14 protein-coding genes are annotated in these 18,177 nt (G+C 46.9%); 12 read left to right on the forward strand and 2 right to left on the reverse strand.

The genetic code is table 11. The annotated features are described in order from the left end of the window. Positions 1 to 47: 47 nt before the first annotated feature. On the reverse strand, positions 48 to 3,590 hold the full coding sequence (gene mfd / locus OLMES_RS12820) for a transcription-repair coupling factor (protein ID WP_087461617.1): 3,543 nt from the start codon (positions 3,588 to 3,590) through the stop codon (positions 48 to 50). Between the two features lie 340 nt (positions 3,591 to 3,930). Between mfd and OLMES_RS12825 the strand changes: the two genes are divergently transcribed. The 12 genes from OLMES_RS12825 (at position 3,931) to sthA (ending at position 17,274) form a co-directional block, all read left to right on the forward strand. Continuing rightward, positions 3,931 to 4,761: a DUF6160 family protein gene (locus tag OLMES_RS12825; protein ID WP_087461618.1), complete on the forward strand. Its 831-nt coding sequence runs from the start codon at positions 3,931 to 3,933 to the stop codon at positions 4,759 to 4,761. 409 nt (positions 4,762 to 5,170) lie between these two features. Further along, positions 5,171 to 5,998, forward strand: coding sequence for a DUF6160 family protein (locus tag OLMES_RS12830; RefSeq protein ID WP_087461619.1), 828 nt, complete (start codon positions 5,171 to 5,173; stop codon positions 5,996 to 5,998). Positions 5,999 to 6,348: 350 nt separating this feature from the next. Next, positions 6,349 to 7,821, forward strand: coding sequence for a glyceraldehyde-3-phosphate dehydrogenase (locus OLMES_RS12835; RefSeq protein ID WP_087461620.1), 1,473 nt, complete (start codon positions 6,349 to 6,351; stop codon positions 7,819 to 7,821). 437 nt (positions 7,822 to 8,258) lie between these two features. Continuing rightward, positions 8,259 to 9,605 carry a Na(+)-translocating NADH-quinone reductase subunit A gene (locus OLMES_RS12840; RefSeq protein WP_087461621.1) on the forward strand — a complete coding sequence of 449 codons (1,347 nt, stop codon included), beginning with the start codon at positions 8,259 to 8,261 and terminating at the stop codon, positions 9,603 to 9,605. Positions 9,606 to 9,607: 2 nt separating this feature from the next. Continuing rightward, positions 9,608 to 10,807 (forward strand): NADH:ubiquinone reductase (Na(+)-transporting) subunit B, encoded by a 1,200-nt coding sequence (locus OLMES_RS12845; protein ID WP_087461622.1) that lies wholly within the window; start codon positions 9,608 to 9,610, stop codon positions 10,805 to 10,807. After that, positions 10,800 to 11,603 carry a Na(+)-translocating NADH-quinone reductase subunit C gene (locus OLMES_RS12850; RefSeq protein ID WP_087461623.1) on the forward strand — a complete coding sequence of 268 codons (804 nt, stop codon included), beginning with the start codon at positions 10,800 to 10,802 and terminating at the stop codon, positions 11,601 to 11,603. The genes OLMES_RS12845 and OLMES_RS12850 overlap by 8 nt, the downstream gene beginning before the upstream one ends. Positions 11,604 to 11,605: 2 nt before the next feature. After that, positions 11,606 to 12,271, forward strand: a complete 666-nt coding sequence (locus OLMES_RS12855) for an NADH:ubiquinone reductase (Na(+)-transporting) subunit D (RefSeq protein WP_087461624.1) — start codon at positions 11,606 to 11,608, stop codon at positions 12,269 to 12,271. Further along, positions 12,271 to 12,879, forward strand: a complete 609-nt coding sequence (gene nqrE, locus OLMES_RS12860; protein ID WP_087461625.1) for an NADH:ubiquinone reductase (Na(+)-transporting) subunit E — start codon at positions 12,271 to 12,273, stop codon at positions 12,877 to 12,879. The genes OLMES_RS12855 and nqrE overlap by 1 nt, the downstream gene beginning before the upstream one ends. 48 nt (positions 12,880 to 12,927) lie before the next feature. Beyond that, the gene (gene nqrF, locus OLMES_RS12865) at positions 12,928 to 14,154 is read left to right on the forward strand and encodes an NADH:ubiquinone reductase (Na(+)-transporting) subunit F (RefSeq protein WP_087461626.1); all 1,227 of its coding nucleotides are present in this window, start codon (positions 12,928 to 12,930) and stop codon (positions 14,152 to 14,154) included. Between the two features lie 200 nt (positions 14,155 to 14,354). After that, on the forward strand, positions 14,355 to 15,404 hold the full coding sequence (locus tag OLMES_RS12870) for an FAD:protein FMN transferase (RefSeq protein ID WP_232465330.1): 1,050 nt from the start codon (positions 14,355 to 14,357) through the stop codon (positions 15,402 to 15,404). 46 nt (positions 15,405 to 15,450) lie between these two features. Next, complete coding sequence (nqrM, locus tag OLMES_RS12875; protein WP_087461628.1) at positions 15,451 to 15,690, forward strand: (Na+)-NQR maturation NqrM; 240 nt, start codon at positions 15,451 to 15,453, stop codon at positions 15,688 to 15,690. Between the two features lie 189 nt (positions 15,691 to 15,879). Further along, a complete protein-coding gene (gene sthA, locus OLMES_RS12880; RefSeq protein WP_087461629.1) occupies positions 15,880 to 17,274 on the forward strand; it encodes a Si-specific NAD(P)(+) transhydrogenase in 1,395 nt (464 codons plus the stop codon). Between the two features lie 130 nt (positions 17,275 to 17,404). On the opposite strand, the gene OLMES_RS12885 is transcribed toward sthA, so the two are convergent. Next, complete coding sequence (locus OLMES_RS12885) at positions 17,405 to 18,157, reverse strand: glycerophosphodiester phosphodiesterase (protein WP_087461630.1); 753 nt, start codon at positions 18,155 to 18,157, stop codon at positions 17,405 to 17,407. Between the last annotated feature and the right edge of the window lie 20 nt (positions 18,158 to 18,177).

An 18,177-nucleotide genomic window follows, 5' to 3' on the forward strand; every position in this document is an offset into this window, starting at 1 on the left:
ATCAAACACCTTTCTGGTTTTAATTTATTGCCGCGGATGCATTAACATTAAGTACTTGGTTGTAAACGATCAAGCAACTGATGTATCGCCCGCAATAAGCCATCAGCGTCTTTTGATTTAAGTTTGAACTTCAATTCCGATCCTCCGGAAAGTGAGTACTCTAGCGGTTGCTGTTGTACAAGTTGCACCAGTGTAAGCGGATCTATCTTCGTATCGGTCGCAAACTCGAATTTGCCGTGCTCAAATCCGGCATCAATACGCTGAATACCCAGTGCATCTGCCCTGAATTTGAGTTCAGTCAATCGAATCAGGTTTTTAGTCGGTTCCGGAAGCAGCCCGAAGCGATCAATCATTTCTGTTTTTAGCTGGCTGAGTTCGTCGTGATCCGCGGCATTGGCGATGCGTTTGTACAGGATTAACCGTGAGGTAATATCGGGTAGATAATCGTCGGGTATCAGGGCTGGAATCCGCAGATTAATGTCCGCCCCATGATTCAATGGTGATTCAAGATCGATGGTTTTTCCACTCTTGAGCGCTTTTACCGCATTGTCCAGTAATTCCATGTACAGGGTAAAGCCGACACTTTGTATCTGACCACTCTGTTCTTCCCCGAGGAGTTCACCCGCACCCCGTATTTCCAAATCGTGGGTGGCCAGGGTAAAGCCCGCGCCCAGATCCTGTGAGGCGGAAATCGCTTCCAGTCGTTTGATGGCATCGCCGGACATCGCTTTCTTGTGCGGCGTAAGTAAATAGGCGTAGGCCTGGTGGTGGGAGCGTCCTACACGGCCACGAAGTTGGTGCAGCTGGGCGACACCGAATTTGTCGGCACGCTCAATAATAATCGTATTTGCGCTGGGAATATCGATACCGGTTTCTATGATCGTGGTACAAACAAGTACATTGAAGCGCTTGTGGTAGAAATCGGACATGATCTGCTCAAGTTCCCGTTCCCGCATTTGTCCATGGGCGACTGCGACCCGGGCTTCGGGAATGAGTTCACCGATTTCCCGAGCGGTTTGGTCAATCGTTTTGACCTCATTGTGGAGATAAAAAACCTGTCCCCCCCTGTAGATTTCCCGCAAGATGGACTCTTTCGTCAGGGCGGGCTCTTTTTGGCGTACGAAAGTCTTGACGGACAAACGTTTCGCTGGCGGGGTGGCAATGATAGACAGGTCACGAATTCCGCCCATCGCCATGTTGAGCGTTCTGGGAATGGGGGTGGCGGTCAGTGTCAGAATATCGAGATCTGCACGAAGATTTTTTATCTTTTCTTTTTGTTGTACGCCAAATCGATGCTCTTCATCGATGATCAGCAGTCCGAGATCTTTGAACTGAATATCCTTTTGCAGAATTTTGTGCGTACCAATAATGATGTCAACTTTGCCCTCCGAAAGCAGCTCAATCGCGCTGACTTGTTCTTTCGCTGTTTTGAAACGGGACAGTACTTCGATTTTTATGGGGGTATCTGCAAACCGGTCTTTAAATGACTCGTAATGTTGTTGTGCCAATAGTGTGGTAGGGGCGAGGACAGCAACCTGTTTTCCTGCATAGCTGGCAAGAAATGCTGCACGCATGGCAACTTCAGTTTTTCCAAAGCCGACGTCACCGCAAACCAGGCGGTCCATAGCCTGCTTGGAAGTCATGTCGTTTTCCACCGCGTGGATCGCACTGGCTTGATCTGCGGTTTCTTCGAAAGGAAAGGCAGCACAAAATGCTGTGTAAGCATCATCGGGTCGGGAAAATTGAAAGCCCGGTTTTGCTGCACGTTTTGCATAGATGTTGAGCAGTTCAGCGGCGGTATCCCTGATCTTCTCCAGCGCCTTCTTCTTGGCCTGGCTCCATTTATCTGTGCCCAACTTGTGCAGGGGGGCTAAAGCGTTGTCGGTACCACTGTAGCGGGCAATTAAGTGCAGGGCTGTGACGGGGACGTATAGCTTTGCCTGATCTGCGTATTCCAGCATCAGAAATTCGTTCGTCTGGCCTCCTGCCTCGATGATTTCCAGGCCCTGGTAGCGACCGACACCGTGATCAATGTGGACCACCGGCGTCCCGGGGCTGAGTTCTGTCAAGTTGCGAACGGCATTGTCTGCGGTGACTTCGGATGACTTTTTGCGGCGACGACTTTGTGAAACCCGGTGCCCGAATAACTGGCTTTCTGATACAAGCGCGAACTGATCGGCGGAACAAAAGCTGGTTTGCAGTGGCCACACAGTCATCTGCACATGGTTTGCATCAACTGCATCCTGTTGACCTGCTTTTTCCTGATCCACAAGTTGTTTTTTAAATTGAGTCCAGTTGTCAGTGTGTGACACACTCAGGCCGTGGCGCTGGAGCAGCTCAGTGATCACCTCTCGTCGCCCTGCAGACTCGGCGCAGATAAGTACTTTGCCGGGAAAGTCGTGCAAAAAGCGCTTAAAGCGAGAAACCGGATCTTTCAGCTTGTTGTCTATGTCGATGTTGTCCAGCTTCCCATAGCTGAAGTTATAGATACCTTTTTGTTCTGCCGCTTGGCGATTTAGATCTTTCGCCAATGCTTCCTGGTGATGGCGTATTTGTGTGAATTCACCAAGCGATCTGAACAGTTCAGCGTCATTCAGGAATATATCCTGAGGTGGGAGAATGGGTTTTAACCGGTCATGTCTCCGTTCTTCATAGCGGTCTTGTATCTCCCGCCAGAATTGTTCGGCACGTTGTTGGGCGCCATCTTCCAACACAACATAGGTTTTGTCGGGGAAAAAGTCTGAGATGTTTGACAGGTCTTCATAGAACAGGGGGAGGTAATATTCGATGCCGGGCGGCTTGATGCCGCTTGCCATGTCCTGCATGATCGGGCATTCCTTGGGCGAATCAGGAAAGCGTGCCAGCCAGGCATTCCGGAAGGCACGGCGTGAATCGGTGTCCCAGGGGTACTCCGTCGCAGGTAACAGATTAATCGCGTTTATGGCTTCGATTGAGCGTTGGGTTTCAGGGTCAAAGGTTCTGAGGGTTTCCACTTCGTTGTCAAACAATTCGATCCTGAACGGTGAATCGCTACCCATCGGGAAAACATCAACAATAGAGCCCCGTACCGCAAACTCCCCATGTTCATATACGGTTTCGGTTCGGTAATACCCGGCGGCTTCCAGGCTGGTGCAATAAGCGCTGATATCCAGGTGATCCCCGGTTTCCAGTACCAGGCTATGATTTTGCAGGTGTCTTGCCGGTATTTGCCGATGCATTGCCGTGGTGATCGGCAGTATCAAGATACCTTTGTGTTGTTGTCGCAGGACAGAAAGTGATTTGAGGCGCTGGGAAACGATATCCTGATGCGGTGAAAAAAGATCGTAAGGCAGCGTTTCCCAATCTGGAAAGGAAAGGATCTCGATTGTCTCATCGGTATTGAAAAATCGCAGGTCACTTTCGAGTTGAATCGCGCTGTCTGTATCCTTTGTCAGTACAACCCACAACCCACCTCTCAAGCTGGCAGCGTCCGCAATTGATCGACCCAGTGCCCCGTTTGGAACGTCTGACCAATTTATTTTATTGCCCTGGAAGAGATAAGCACGTTGTTGTGTGGTGGGTGACTTTTCGCTGGGTGTCGAGGTTGTCATAGCTGGATGTTATGGCCTGTGCTTGGGAGTGTTGCGATTTCATTTGGAACTGAGGATTGTGCGCGATTTTATAGATTCTGCCCAGGGTTGTCACGCCTGTTCCGTCATGGCGTGTGGGAAGTGTCGAAATGATGCGTAATCGGCCCAAGCGTCTGCACCCCGAAATTACGCCGCAAAGATTGAAGCGCTTCACAGATTGAAACTGATTGTTGTCTGAATGTAAGAATATATTGCTAAACACATGTTCGCTGATAACAAAATGAGACCTCTCTCAAGTTGCTTACAGACCGTAAATGATACTATTTCGAGACATAAAAACCATAATACAGAGGACAGAGACATGGTAAGCATGGGAAAACGCACTTTGCTGTGCCTTGGTGTTGGATTCGCCAGTCTTAATTCTCAAGCGGAAGTAATCGCTTTAGATGAGGCAGCAATGGCGAGCGTAACAGGCCAGGCAGGTATTTCCATTGAAATCAACGATGCAGAAATAACAATGGGAGAAATTCTATACAAGGATGAAGGTGGTATTGCGGTTCGGGATATCCGTATCGGCGGTGCAAACAGAACCAATTTTTTCGGGAATCAGTGGCTTCCTTCAGGATTGCAGTCAGACAAGCTTGACAACGTCAAGCTGGATATTGATGTGATGGCAGATGGTGACTTGGTCGCGATTATGAAGCCAGCCGGTGGGTTTAATGTTGTCGATTTCAGTCTGACCACAGACGACTGGTTGTTAATGGATTCGAATTTCAATGATGGTACCAAGTTAATTGACTCCCTGAGTATCGAAGGTGTGGCTTTGGATGCTCGTTTAAGGGTCGATAATCAATCCGAATATACCTTTATTGAAACGACTTTTGGTATCGATGATCTGGATATTGACGTCGAGTTTCTGAACTTGAGGGTGGAAAATATGCAGGTTGCCGGAAGCAGTTACATTGAAGCAATCGGTACCTGGGGGCCAAGTGGCGCAGGTATCCCCGACATTGGTGCAGAGGTGGATTTGGAGATTTATGCCGCAGGGTCACAAGGTCTGGGGCTGAATTTGACCAAATTCCAAATGGACATTGTGATGCCTGAGATTTATCTGGGGGATAATCCATCCATTGGTGCGCTCTATGTCAATAACGTAGACATTACAGCTCAGACGGTTATCTACGGCCACTGATACGCTTGTACTCCCGCCATTGGTGGGAGCAGATTGTCACGAGTGCAGGGGTGATTGCACTCGTGATGCGCGGAAAACTCGCCACGATCTACGCCAGTCCGCTATTTACGCAACAATAAGTCGTTTATTTCCTGATTGTTGAGAAAGGCTGTCAAGTCCATCCCCGAGCGCCCCATTCAAACCTGTTTGAAAATGTATCTTGTTTCGAAGTACCTCGCCAGAAATCCTGCCATTCCGGGTGTCATAAATACACTGAAAACCACTGCATATAACCCGAGTTTCTTGTCGGGTTAATAAATTGGTACAAAAGTGCAACAAAACTCACAAAAATGTGAAAATGTTCAAATTATGAAAAACACACAAAGTGGTACGATGGTGCAGCAATATAATCAAAAAAGAGGAATAAGAAATGGGACGCTTTGGAAAGCTCAATTTATTGGGCGTTGGTTTGGCAAGTGTCAGCCTGGGGCTCCAGGCTGAAATTCAGGCGCTGGATGAGGCAACAATGTCTAATGTGACCGGTCAGGCAGGGATCTCGATCGAGATTAACAATGCTGCGATTGGTGTTGGCGAAATCCGTTATGAAGATGAAGGAAGTATTGCAATACGCGGAATCGAAATCGGTGGTGCAAACCGGAATACGTTCTTTGGTAATCAGTGGATCCCTAACGGTCTTCAGTCGGACAAACTCGACAACATGAAACTGGATCTCGACGTGTTGGCTGATGGCTCTCTGGTAGCTAACATGAAGCCTGCAGGCGGTTTCAATGTTGTTGACTTCCGGTTGGCGACAGATGACTGGTACCTGATGGATTCATCGTTGACTGATGGTACCAAGCTGATTGACTCATTGAGTATCGAAGGTATAGCACTGGGTGCTCGTTTGCGTATCGATAACCAGACTTCCCATGCTACGCTTCAAGCGACTTTTGGTGTGGATGATCTGGATGTTGATATCGAGTTTCTGAACGTGCGCGTCGAGAATATGCAGATTGCTGGCAGCAGCTATTTGGAAGCAATCGGCAGTTTCGGGCCCAGCGGTGCTGGTGTCGGTGATATTGGCGCTGAAATTGAGATTGAAATCTATTCATCAGGCCCTGGTCTGGCGATAGATTTAAATCGGTTTGAGATGGACGTCGTGATGCCTGAAATCTATCTGGGTGCGAACCCATCAATCGGGGGCGTTTACCTGGATGATGTCAATGTTGTTGCTCAAACTGTAATCTACGGGCACTGATCGCACTTTTTCAGTTGCTCCCGGTTCCGGACAAGGTTGTTTTTTCAGGCCTTATCCGGAGTCCGATCCTGTCTGCTTTATATCATATCCGTTTTCAGTGCACTTGTGTCTGGTTAATTTTCCTATTGCCGCTGTCTTTCTCATTCGGTTCCTGCAAGTCCAGAATCAGCTTTGTCTCCATTGTTATTCGCCGCGCTTTTGGATTAACCGGACAAACACCTCTTCATGTAATTCGACGATTCATCTTTGAGCAAATAATTACAATATTTATGACAGTAAATTTGCTTAATTGTCTCGAACCAAAGATAATATGGGCCCTTTAAAAACGAGAGCAACAGAGAGGTGAAAACGTGAGTCAGGATATCAAGGATACATGCTTCGTAGACTGGAAAGAGCGTGAAGCGGTCGCTGAAGCGATGATCCCTTTGATTGGTCGGCTTTACCGGCGAAATAATGTGGTAACTTCGGTTTACGGACGTGCCATTATAAATCAGTCAGTTATCGGAATTATCAAGGCTCATCGTTTTGTCCGTCAGGTAGAAAACAACGAGCTTTCTGTTTTGGATACCTATCCGATTCTGCAAATTCTGGACACTCTCGAACTGGGACATGCCCATATCGACATCGGCAAGCTGGCGATCAAATATCAAAAGCAAGACGGCGTGTCGCTGGAAGAATTTATTAAAAATGAAGTTGCTCCTGTCGTAGGCAAGTACGATGGTGAAGAAGCAAATCGCCAGAACCAGGAAACCAAAGATATCGTGTTGTATGGCTTTGGTCGTATTGGTCGTTTGCTGGCGCGTATATTGATCGAAAAAGCCGGTGGCGGTTCTAACCTGCGTTTGCGCGCAATCGTTGTTCGTCAGGGTGGTGCGGACAATGATCTGGAGAAGCGTGCAAGTCTGCTGCGTCGTGACTCAGTGCATGGGCCGTTCTTGGGTACTATTTCTGTAGATGAAGAAAATCAGGCTCTGATTGCAAACGGAAATTATATTCAGGTTATCTATTCTGATGGTCCGGATAAAGTTGACTACACTAGTTATGGAATTGATAACGCTGTAGTGATTGATAATACCGGTAAATGGCGGGATCAGGAAGGTTTGGGTCTGCATCTGAAATCCAAGGGTGTATCCAAAGTGCTTCTGACTGCACCGGGTAAAGGCGATATCAAAAACATCGTATACGGAATCAACAGTGATTTGATTTCGGCAGAAGATACAATTTTGTCTGCTGCTTCTTGTACCACCAACGCGATCACTCCCGTGCTGAAAGCGGTAAATGACGAATTCGGCGTTGTAAATGGTCACGTTGAAACTGTGCATGCTTACACAAACGATCAAAACCTGATCGACAATTACCACAAGGGAAGCCGCCGGGGTCGCAGTGCGCCTCTGAATATGGTATTGACTGAGACTGGTGCAGCAAAAGCAGTTGCCAAAGCCTTACCTGAAATGGCGGGTAAATTGACGGGTAATGCGATTCGTGTGCCGACTCCAAATGTATCGATGGCAATCTTAAATCTTAATTTGAGCAAGGAGACCACTGCGGAAGGGATCAATGACTTCCTGCGTGAGACTGCACTGCACTCCGAGTTGCAAAAGCAAATTGACTTTGTTAACTCGCCAGAAGTTGTTTCTTCTGACTTCGTAGGTTCGCGCCACGCCGGTATTGTTGATGCTCAGGCAACTATCGCGAATGGCAACCGTGTTGTTCTTTACGTTTGGTACGATAACGAAGCGGGCTATAGTGCACAGGTTGTTCGAATCGTGAACCAAATGGCGGGTGTACAATATCCAGTATTCCCGGGTACGGGTAAAGTTTAAACTCGAGTTCGCGTCCCTCTCTCTTGTAAGAGAGGGCTGGCAAGAATGAAACCCGACCACACTTTGTGGTCGGGTTTTTTTATGGGGCGGATTTTATAAGGGGATAATCCGTATCAGGGAATAGGATGACCAGCGATTAAGCAGATTTGGTATTTCGGGGTTTGAATATCCGGAAAGGAGGGCCGGGTTGAGCCATTTCGAAACGGTGTCAAGCAGGATTGTGTCGATTTAATTACCATTGATTTGTGGAAAATTGACTGCTCGATCTTTATAATTGGTGCGTTTTTTTGGTACGTCCTTCTCTGAATAGGTCATTAGGAAGCTTTTTTGATCCTGCGCGCGGTTGTTGGGAGCATTGCGTTGCATTGGGTTTCCTATAACGTATTCCGAGGCGGGTGTAAAATTCACTTTTCTCATATGTTGATTAGGCGGGGCTAATGATCAAAATTCAAAAAGGCCTGGATTTACCTATTAAAGGTTCGCCTGAACAGAAGATTACCGCAGGTAAACCCGTTTCTCGGGTTGCGGTTGTAGGGTTTGATTACAATGGTATGAAACCCACGATGGCTGTTCAGGAAGGAGATAAAGTTAAGCGCGGTCAACTTCTTTTCGAGGACAAAAAAACCGTTGGTGTAAAGTTTACAGCACCGGCGGCCGGTACGGTAAAAGAAGTTAATCGTGGTGAAAAACGCGTGTTTCAATCGATTGTGATTGAAATTGAAGGTGATGATGCAGTCCAGTTTGAGCGTTACAGCGCAGAGCAACTGGATCAATTAACTCGCGAACAGGTGACATCGAACCTGATTGAATCGGGTATGTGGTCAGCAATCCGAACGCGCCCTTTCAGTAAGTCACCTGAGTTGGATGCGGTTCCAAACTCAATTTTTGTCAGTATAATGGATACGCAGCCATTGTCGGCGGATCCTGAAGTGATTGTTTCAGAATCACTTGAAGCGTTTAATAATGGTCTGAAAGTCGTTTCTCACCTGACAAACGGGAAAGTTTTCGTTTGTGCTGCTGAAAATAGCAAAATCCAAATCAGTTCAAGCGAAAAAGTGGTGACCGAGTCTTTTAGCGGTCCTCATCCTGCGGGTAACGTTGGAACGCATATTCACCATCTGGATCCTGTAAGTCTCAGTAAATCTGTTTGGCATATTGGCTATCAGGATATTATCGCGATTGGTCAACTGTTCGTAACCGGTGAATTATACACGGATCGAATTGTGGCATTGTCTGGTCCGAAAGTGACCAAGCCGCGTCTTGTCCGTACAAGAGTTGGTGCAGATTTGAATGAACTGACTGCGGGTGAATTCGATGAAAGCGGGCCGGTGCGTGTGATCTCAGGTTCGGTTTTTGGCGGTCGTACTGCACGTGGCGCCGTTTCCTTTCTGGGTCACTTTGCCAATCAAATTACGATTCTTGAAGAAGGCACCAAGCGTGACTTCATGGGCTGGCTGTCTCCGGGAACGTCCCGTTTCTCCAAATTAAACATCTACCTGTCCAAACTGACCTCTGGCAAGTTGCTCGATTTTAGTACCAATACAAATGGTAGTGACCGAGCTATGGTTCCAGTTGGAACGTATGAAGAAGTCATGCCATTGGATATCCTGCCTACACAGTTGCTTCGGGCGTTAGTCGTTGGTGATACAGATATGGCTCAGAAACTGGGCGCACTTGAGTTGGATGAAGAAGATTTGTCGTTGTGTACATTTGTCTGTCCCGGGAAGTACGAATATGGCCCGATCCTCAGACAAAATCTGACTCGTATTGAGCTGGAGGGTTAGAGATGGGCTTAAGAAATGTTCTAGATAAGATGGAGCCGCACTTTGAAAAGGGCGGCAAATACGAAAAATGGTATGCGCTTTACGAGGCTGTAGACACCATTTTCTATTCACCGGGCAGTGTAACCAAAACCAATTCTCATGTTCGTGATGGCGTTGACCTGAAACGGATCATGATAACTGTTTGGTTCTGTACGTTCCCGGCTATGTTCTTTGGCATGTACAACGTCGGCTTACAGGCTAATTCCTACCTTGCTGCCAATGATATGGCCATGTCTGCTGACTGGCACAGTACTATTATAGCAATGCTCGCAGGTAATGACCCCGGCAGTATTTGGGATAACATGATTTATGGTGCGGTGTATTTCTTACCGATTTACGCGGTAACCTTTGTGGTCGGTGGCTTCTGGGAAGTTCTGTTTGCGATGATTCGCGGTCATGAAGTAAACGAAGGTTTCTTTGTTACGTCAATTTTATTTGCGTTGATCGTTCCACCTGATATTCCATTGTGGCAAGTTGCCTTGGGTATTTCCTTCGGTGTAGTTATTGGCAAAGAAGTTTTTGGCGGGACCGGCAAGAACTTCCTTAACCCTGCACTAACCGGTAGAGCGTTCTTGTTCTTTGCGTACCCTGCGGAAATTTCCGGTGATGCTGTCTGGACTGCCGTAGACGGGTTCAGTGGTGCAACATCTCTGAGTATTGCTGCTTCTGGTGGTATGGAGGCCCTGAGCCAGTCTGTAACCTGGATGGATGCATTCTTTGGAACGATTCAGGGGTCGATCGGTGAAACTTCAACGTTGGCGATTTTAATCGGCGGTGCTGTGTTGCTGATCATGAAGATTGCTTCATGGCGCATTGTTTCCGGTGTCATGATCGGGATGATCGCAACGTCGTTGCTGTTCAATGCAATCGGCTCAGAAACCAATTATATGTTCTCTGTGCCGCCACATTGGCATTTCGTTGTGGGTGGTTTTGCATTCGGTATGATCTTTATGGCAACTGACCCTGTTTCTGCTTCCATGACGAATACGGGTAAATGGTTCTTCGGTGCTTTGATCGGTGTTATGGTGGTTCTGATCCGTGTGGTGAACCCGGCATTCCCGGAGGGTATGATGTTAGCTATCCTGTTTGCTAACCTGTTTGCACCATTCATCGACCATCTGGTTGTACAGGCCAATATCAAGAGGAGACTAGCCCGTGTCTAATAGCAAGGATAGTGTTCAAAGAACCGTAATTGTTGCCCTCTTACTGTGTATTGTGTGTTCAGTAGTCGTGGCAAGTTCTGTTGTATTGCTTAAGCCAATCCAACAGAAAAACAAAGCATTAAACTTGAAAACCAATATCCTGGCGGCAGCAGGGTTGCTTCCCCAGAATGCATCAGCGTCGCTGATCGAAGAAGAGTTCGGTAAAATTACGCCAAAACTGGTTGATCTTGATACTGGTGAGTATGTTACTGCTGACGCTGTAGGGAAGAGTGATGTAATCGCTTACGACCAGAAGAAAGCAGCAAAAGATCCAAAATTTTCGGAAAAACTGGACCGTGATATCGACATTGCAAGCGTTAAACGTCGCGAGAAATACGCGAAAGTTTACCTCGTTGAAAAAAGCGGTGAAGTTGATCGGATTATCCTGCCCGTTCATGGTTACGGCCTGTGGTCTACACTATACGGATTCCTGGCACTTGAAGGTGATGCGAATACCATCGTAGGTTTGGGCTTCTATCAGCACTCCGAAACACCTGGCCTGGGTGGGGAAGTAGATAACCCTAACTGGAAAGCATTATGGCCTGGAAAGAAAGTCTATGACTTCGACAGTGGTGATCAACCTGTAATCAAGTTGGTGAAAGGTAATGTTGATCGTAGTAAACCTGATGCGGCTTATAACGTGGATGGTCTGTCCGGTGCGACACTGACCAGTAACGGTGTTACAAACTTACTTCGTTTCTGGATGGGTGAAAATGGCTTCCAGAAATATCTGGATAATATTCGTAAGGGGGCTTAACCATGTCAGATACTTCTGCAAAGAAAGTTCTGTTGGAACCCGTTTTCAACAACAATCCAATCGCATTGCAGATTCTTGGTATTTGTTCTGCGTTAGCGGTTACAACCAGCTTGCAGCTTTCCATTGTAATGGGGCTGGCCGTGATCTCGGTAACCGCCTGTTCTAACTTTTCTGTATCGTTAATTCGAAACCAAATACCCTCAAGTATTCGTATTATCGTTCAGATGACGATTATCGCCTCTCTGGTAATCGTGGTTGATCAGGTTTTGCGGGCTTATGCATATGAGATCAGTAAGCAGCTTTCTGTTTTCGTTGGATTGATCATCACAAACTGTATCGTTATGGGGCGAGCTGAAGCATTTGCCATGCAGAACAAGCCAGGTGCAAGTTTCTTGGATGGTATCGGAAACGGTTTGGGCTATGCGGTACTGTTGGTTGCAGTTGCGTTTGTGCGGGAGTTGTTCGGTGCCGGCAAGTTGTTCGGTGTTGATATCTTTGTCACGATCAACAACGGTGGCTGGTATGTGCCAAACGGTTTGCTGTTATTGCCGCCCAGTGCATTCTTTATTATTGGCCTCCTGATTTGGGGTTTGCGCTCCTGGAAGCGGGATCAGGTTGAAGCTGTGGATTACAAAATGTCCGCCCATAATGTGAAGGAGGCGTTCTAATGGAACACTATATCAGCCTGATCATTAAGGCGATTTTTGTAGAAAACATGGCATTGGCATTCTTCTTGGGAATGTGTACGTTTTTGGCAATTTCAAAGAAAATTGAAGCAGCCATTGGTCTTGGTATTGCAGTTATCGTTGTATTGACCGTAACCGTGCCAGTTAACTACCTGATTTACTCTAGTTTGTTGAAAGATGGTGCGCTTGCCTGGGCAGGCTACCCGGATGTAGATCTCAGCTTTTTGGGTCTGTTGACTTATATCGGGGTTATCGCTGCGATCGTTCAGATCCTGGAAATGGTGTTGGATAAGTACTTTCCAGATCTCTATAACGCGTTAGGTGTATTCTTGCCGCTGATTACGGTTAACTGTGCCATTATGGGGGCTTCCCTGTTCATGGTAGAGCGTGACTACAATTTCGGCGAGAGTGTGGTGTATGGCTTTGGTGCGGGTACAGGTTGGGCATTAGCGATCGTTGCGTTGGCAGGGATTCGTGAAAAGCTCAAGTACAGCGACGTTCCGGACGGTTTACGTGGTCTTGGTATTACCTTTATCACAGTTGGCCTGATGTCTCTTGGCTTTATGTCATTCTCGGGCATCTCCCTGTAAAAGATCCAGTTAATCAGACTACGTAAACGAAACGAATAAGGTAAAAACATGAATGCAGAAATCGTATTAGGCGTTGTCATGTTTACCGTCATAGTATTGTCACTTGTGGCAATCATTTTGGCGGCTCGGGCACGGCTCGTGAGCTCCGGGGACGTGACTATCGAGGTCAACGACGACCCTGATCATACCATCAAAACTCCTGCAGGGAGTAAATTGCTGCAGACCCTGGCCGAAGAAGGTGTTTTCCTGTCTTCAGCCTGCGGTGGTGGCGGAAGCTGTGCGCAATGTAAATGTCGTATCATGGAAGGTGGCGGATCAATGCTGCCTACTGAGCGAGCACACTTTAACAAGAAAGAAGAGAAGGAAGGCTGGCGCCTTGCTTGTCAGGTTCCTGTTAAACAGGATATGAAAATCGAAGTACCAGAAGAGGTCTTCGGTGTTAAGAAGTGGGAATGTACTGTTCGTTCTAATCATAATGTAGCAACCTTTATCAAAGAGCTGGTATTGGAGTTGCCTACAGGCGAAAACGTTGATTTCCGCGCGGGTGGCTATGTACAGCTGGAGGCCCCCCCGCACGAAGTAGATTACAAGAGTTTCGACGTGGAAGAAGAGTATCGTGGTGATTGGGATAAGTTTAACCTGTGGCAATACAAGTCAGTGGTTAAGGAGACGATCGTTCGTGCTTATTCCATGGCCAACTACCCAGAAGAAAAAGGTATTGTTAAGTTCAATATCCGGATTGCTTCGCCTCCTCCAGGCACTTCATTCCCACCTGGACAGATGTCATCCTGGGTGTTCAATCTTAAGCCTGGTGATAAGGTAACGGTTTACGGTCCGTTTGGTGAGTTCTTTGCGAAGGAAACCGACAACGAGATGGTGTTTGTTGGTGGTGGTGCAGGTATGGCACCGATGCGTTCTCATATTTTTGATCAATTGAAGCGTATTCACACCAATCGTAAAATGTCTTTCTGGTATGGCGCGCGTAGTTTGCGAGAGATGTTCTATCAGGATGAATACGATGACCTGGCAGCGGGCAACGATAATTTTGTATGGCATGTGGCTTTGTCGGATCCACTTCCAGAGGATAACTGGACTGGTTACACTGGCTTTATCCATAATGTACTGTATGAAAACTATCTGAAAGATCATCCGGCACCGGAAGATTGTGAGTTCTACATGTGTGGGCCACCAATGATGAACGCTGCCGTGATCAAGATGCTCAAGGATCTTGGTGTGGAAGATGAAAATATCCTGCTGGATGATTTTGGCGGGTAATTTCAGCTCGACTACTTTATTCGGAGGTTTGCCCGGTTATTCTTAAGCCACGCCCTCCGAGTAAAAATTCTTTAAATGAACTGTGCTATAAAGTGCAGTTCATTTATGATCTCTTCAACTGGTACTCAATGCTGACAAACGCTCAATTCTCAAACGCAATCAATTGTTCCTGTATTTTTCGACGGATACACTTCCGAAATTTGAATCTCCCATTTCCAGCCCGTCAATCCAAACGCTCGTTTTTATATCTTGCTTTCCTCTTTCTTTTTGGCTTTCTCGCTGGCTGTTCCAAGCAACCCGATGCCCAGATTTATGAGTTTACAGGCGGGATTATGGGGACATCGTACAGTGTCAAAATCGTGGCAGATAACCCTTCTCCGGACTATTTGGAAAACATCAAGGTCGAAGCCATCGCAGCGATGACAACAGTAGATAGCCTTATGTCTACTTATAAAAATGATTCCGAACTTTCAAAATTAAACCGCTGGCCTATCCAAACACCATTTAAAGTTGATCCGTTAACGTTTGATGTGTTGTCCATGGCACAGGATATCAGTCAACGCAGTACGGGTAGCTTCGATGTGACCGTGGGGCCTGTTGTGAATCTCTGGGGGTTTGGGCCCGAAGGTCGGCCAGAAAAGGTGCCATCCCGGCAGGAAATTGAACTTGCAGAGGCCCGAGTCGGGTATCAATATTTCAAGCTTGAGCGCGAAACAAGGAATGTTGTAAAAGAAAAAAATGTGTATATCGATCTCTCGGCGATAGCCAAGGGGTATGCCGTCGATAAAGTTGCAGAGTCCCTCGAAAAAACAGGGGTGCGTAATTATCTCGTCGAGATTGGTGGTGAACTCAGGGCATCAGGAGTAAAACCCGGAGGTTCGCCGTGGGTGCTTGCAGTCGAAAAGCCTGTTTTGGATAGAGATGCGTTTAAGAAGCTTTCGATCAATGGACAGGGCTTGGCAACTTCAGGAGACTATCGTAATTATTTTGAAGAGAATGGTGTGCGTTACTCACACACTATTGATCCGAAAACCGGTCAGCCTGTGCAGCACCGTTTAGCGTCTGTAACTGTGATCGCAGCGACTTGCGCTGAAGCCGATGCGCTTGCGACAACACTATTGGTCATGGGTGAGATCACGGGCTATGAATTTGCTGCTGCAGAAGGCATTGCCGCGTACTTTATTTATCGGGATCGGGAAAAATTCAGCGAAAAGATGACCGGTAATTTTTCCCGCTATATTCTGCAATGAACATGTTAAGATAGTAACCAAATCCAACTAACCCAGAGGTTTTGTGATGTCAGTATTTTTTGTGGTCTTTGGTGTAATGCTACTGATCGTTGTAGCGATGTCGGTCGGTGTACTTATGGGGCGTAAACCGATCTCTGGCTCTTGCGGCGGCATGAGCGCGCTGGGGATGGATGTTGCCTGCGATATCTGTAAAGGTGATAAAGCTGTGTGTGAGACTGAGGTCGAAAAAGCAAAAGCCAATGCGAAAGGATTAGATGATTTAACTTACGATGCAAGCAAAAAGTGAAGTGTCAGGAACAGACACGCTTTTTATGTAGCACTTCCAACGATTGGTTTCCTGGCTAGTATTTGTTTTGAATTAGAAATGGGTTTCAATTTAAGCCTTCAATGTGCAGATACAATCTGAATTTCCCTCCACCCAGGAACCGGTCGTTACTCTTACGACGGTATAAAAATATAACTCGGAGCTGAGTCAATGGCAGAATATCATTATGATGTAGTTGTAATAGGTGCGGGACCCGCTGGGGAAGGAGCAGCGATGAATGCTGCCAAACATGGCAAAAAAGTTGCTATCATCGAAGAAAAGAACCAGGTTGGCGGAAACTGTACACATCTTGGCACCATCCCCTCAAAAGCCCTCCGACACTCCGTCAAGCAGATTATAACCTTTAATACCAATACGATGTTCCGGGATATTGGTGAGCCACGCTGGTTTTCTTTTCCACGCGTTCTACAAAGTGCGGAACGTGTCATCTCAAAACAGGTAAAGCTTCGCACACAGTTTTATGCACGTAATAAGGTGGACCTCTTCAGTGGTAAAGCATCCTTTCTGGATGAAAACAGAGTGGAAATCAAGGGTCATGGCAATGCGCAAGAGATATTGCATGCTAAAACGTTCGTAATTGCTACCGGTTCACGACCTTATCTGCCACCAGATGTGAATTTCAGGCACAATCGAATCTACAACAGCGATAGTATTCTGAAATTAGGGCATACTCCCAGAACTTTGATTATTTATGGGGCCGGGGTCATCGGCAGTGAATACGCATCTATATTCGCCGGGTTGGGCGTTAAAGTGGATCTTGTTAACCCGGGTAATCGGTTGCTCTCATTTTTGGACGACGAAATCTCCGATGCACTGAGTTACCACTTGCGGAATAACGGTGTACTGGTTCGCCATAACGAACAGTACGAATCCGTTCAGGGTGACGAACATGGTGTTGTATTGACCTTGCAATCGGGTAAGAAAATTCGCGCAGACGCGTTCCTGTGGTGTAATGGCCGCTCAGGTAATACCGATAGCCTTGCGCTTGATAATGTCGGCCTTCAGCCTAATGCAAGAGGGCAGCTGGCCATTGACGAGAACTACAAAACTGAAGTTCCCAATATATATGCAGTAGGTGACGTGATTGGTTGGCCCAGTTTAGCCAGCGCTGCGTATGATCAAGGTCGATCTGCTTCATCGGCAATTGTGGAGGATGAGTATTTTCGTTATATCAATGATGTCCCTACCGGTATCTATACCATACCTGAAATTAGTTCTGTCGGGGCGACGGAGCGTGAATTAACCGAGGCGAAAGTCCCTTATGAGGTCGGTCAGGCATTTTTTAAAGATCTTGCCCGAGCTCAAATAACCGGTGAAGCGGTTGGGATGTTGAAGCTGCTGTTCCACCGGGAAACGAAAGAAATTTTAGGTATCCATTGTTTTGGGGATCAGGCTGCGGAAATCGTGCATATCGGCCAAGCGATCATGAATCAGTCCGGCAGTGCCAATACATTGGATTACTTTATTAACACCACCTTCAACTATCCAACTATGGCCGAGGCTTACCGGGTTGCGGCATTAAACGGATTGAACCGGATCTTTTAAGCTCAGTTTATTCTAAAGTGTGCTCATCAGCCTACTTACTCCTAATAATTAGATCAGGACTCAATAAGTAGGTTTATGAGCCCTTGGTTCAGCTTCCGATTAAGTTCACTTACTGAGCAGTCATAGAATATTATTCTACAGGATGTGGAACCTGTAATTTGGTGCGGTTATCGAAGTAGGTCAGGGTGCTGTTCGGAAAGTTTGTGATCACGCTATCCACGCCAGCTTTCTCCAGTTCCAGAATATCGTGGATGCGATTTACCGTCCAACAGGAAACATGAAGGTTCTTTGCTTGAGCGTTAACGACTAAAGCTCTGTTCACCAGTGGCCAGTTGATGCAAAGGTATGAGCAACCATGCTTAATGGCGGTATCGACCGGGTTTGGAAATCGATTCTCTGCGACAAATCCTGTGGCAATGGTTTCGTCCCGCCGTTTAACTTCTTTTAAAACCCAGGTGTTCGATGAGGTAATCGCGCAACGGTCATGAAACTGCCTGCGTTGAATGAGCTCAACCAGCCTGTTACAAAGTATATTCAGGCGGTCTTTATAATCCGTTTTGACCTCGAATTGAAAATGTACGGTTTCGGGGACGGCTTCGAGTATATCGGTGAGCCTGGGTATACCCTGAAATTCAGACCAGGGCTTTACGTTTTTACGGGCATCGATTTCAGCAAGTTCAGCTGCTGTGTAATCGGATGGTTTCCCTTTTCGCCCGGTTGTCCGTTCCAGTGTGGGGTCATGAATGACGACCAGTTCTCCATCGGCGGAGAGTCGAATATCCAGCTCAAAATGGCGGATGCCATGACGGTATGCCAGTTCAAATCCGGATAGCGTATTCTCGGGAGCTTCTCCCATTGCACCTCGATGACCATAAATAATCACGTACGATTTCCTTCGCTTAT

The organism is Oleiphilus messinensis (genome assembly GCF_002162375.1).
GTDB lineage: Bacteria > Pseudomonadota > Gammaproteobacteria > Pseudomonadales > Oleiphilaceae > Oleiphilus > Oleiphilus messinensis.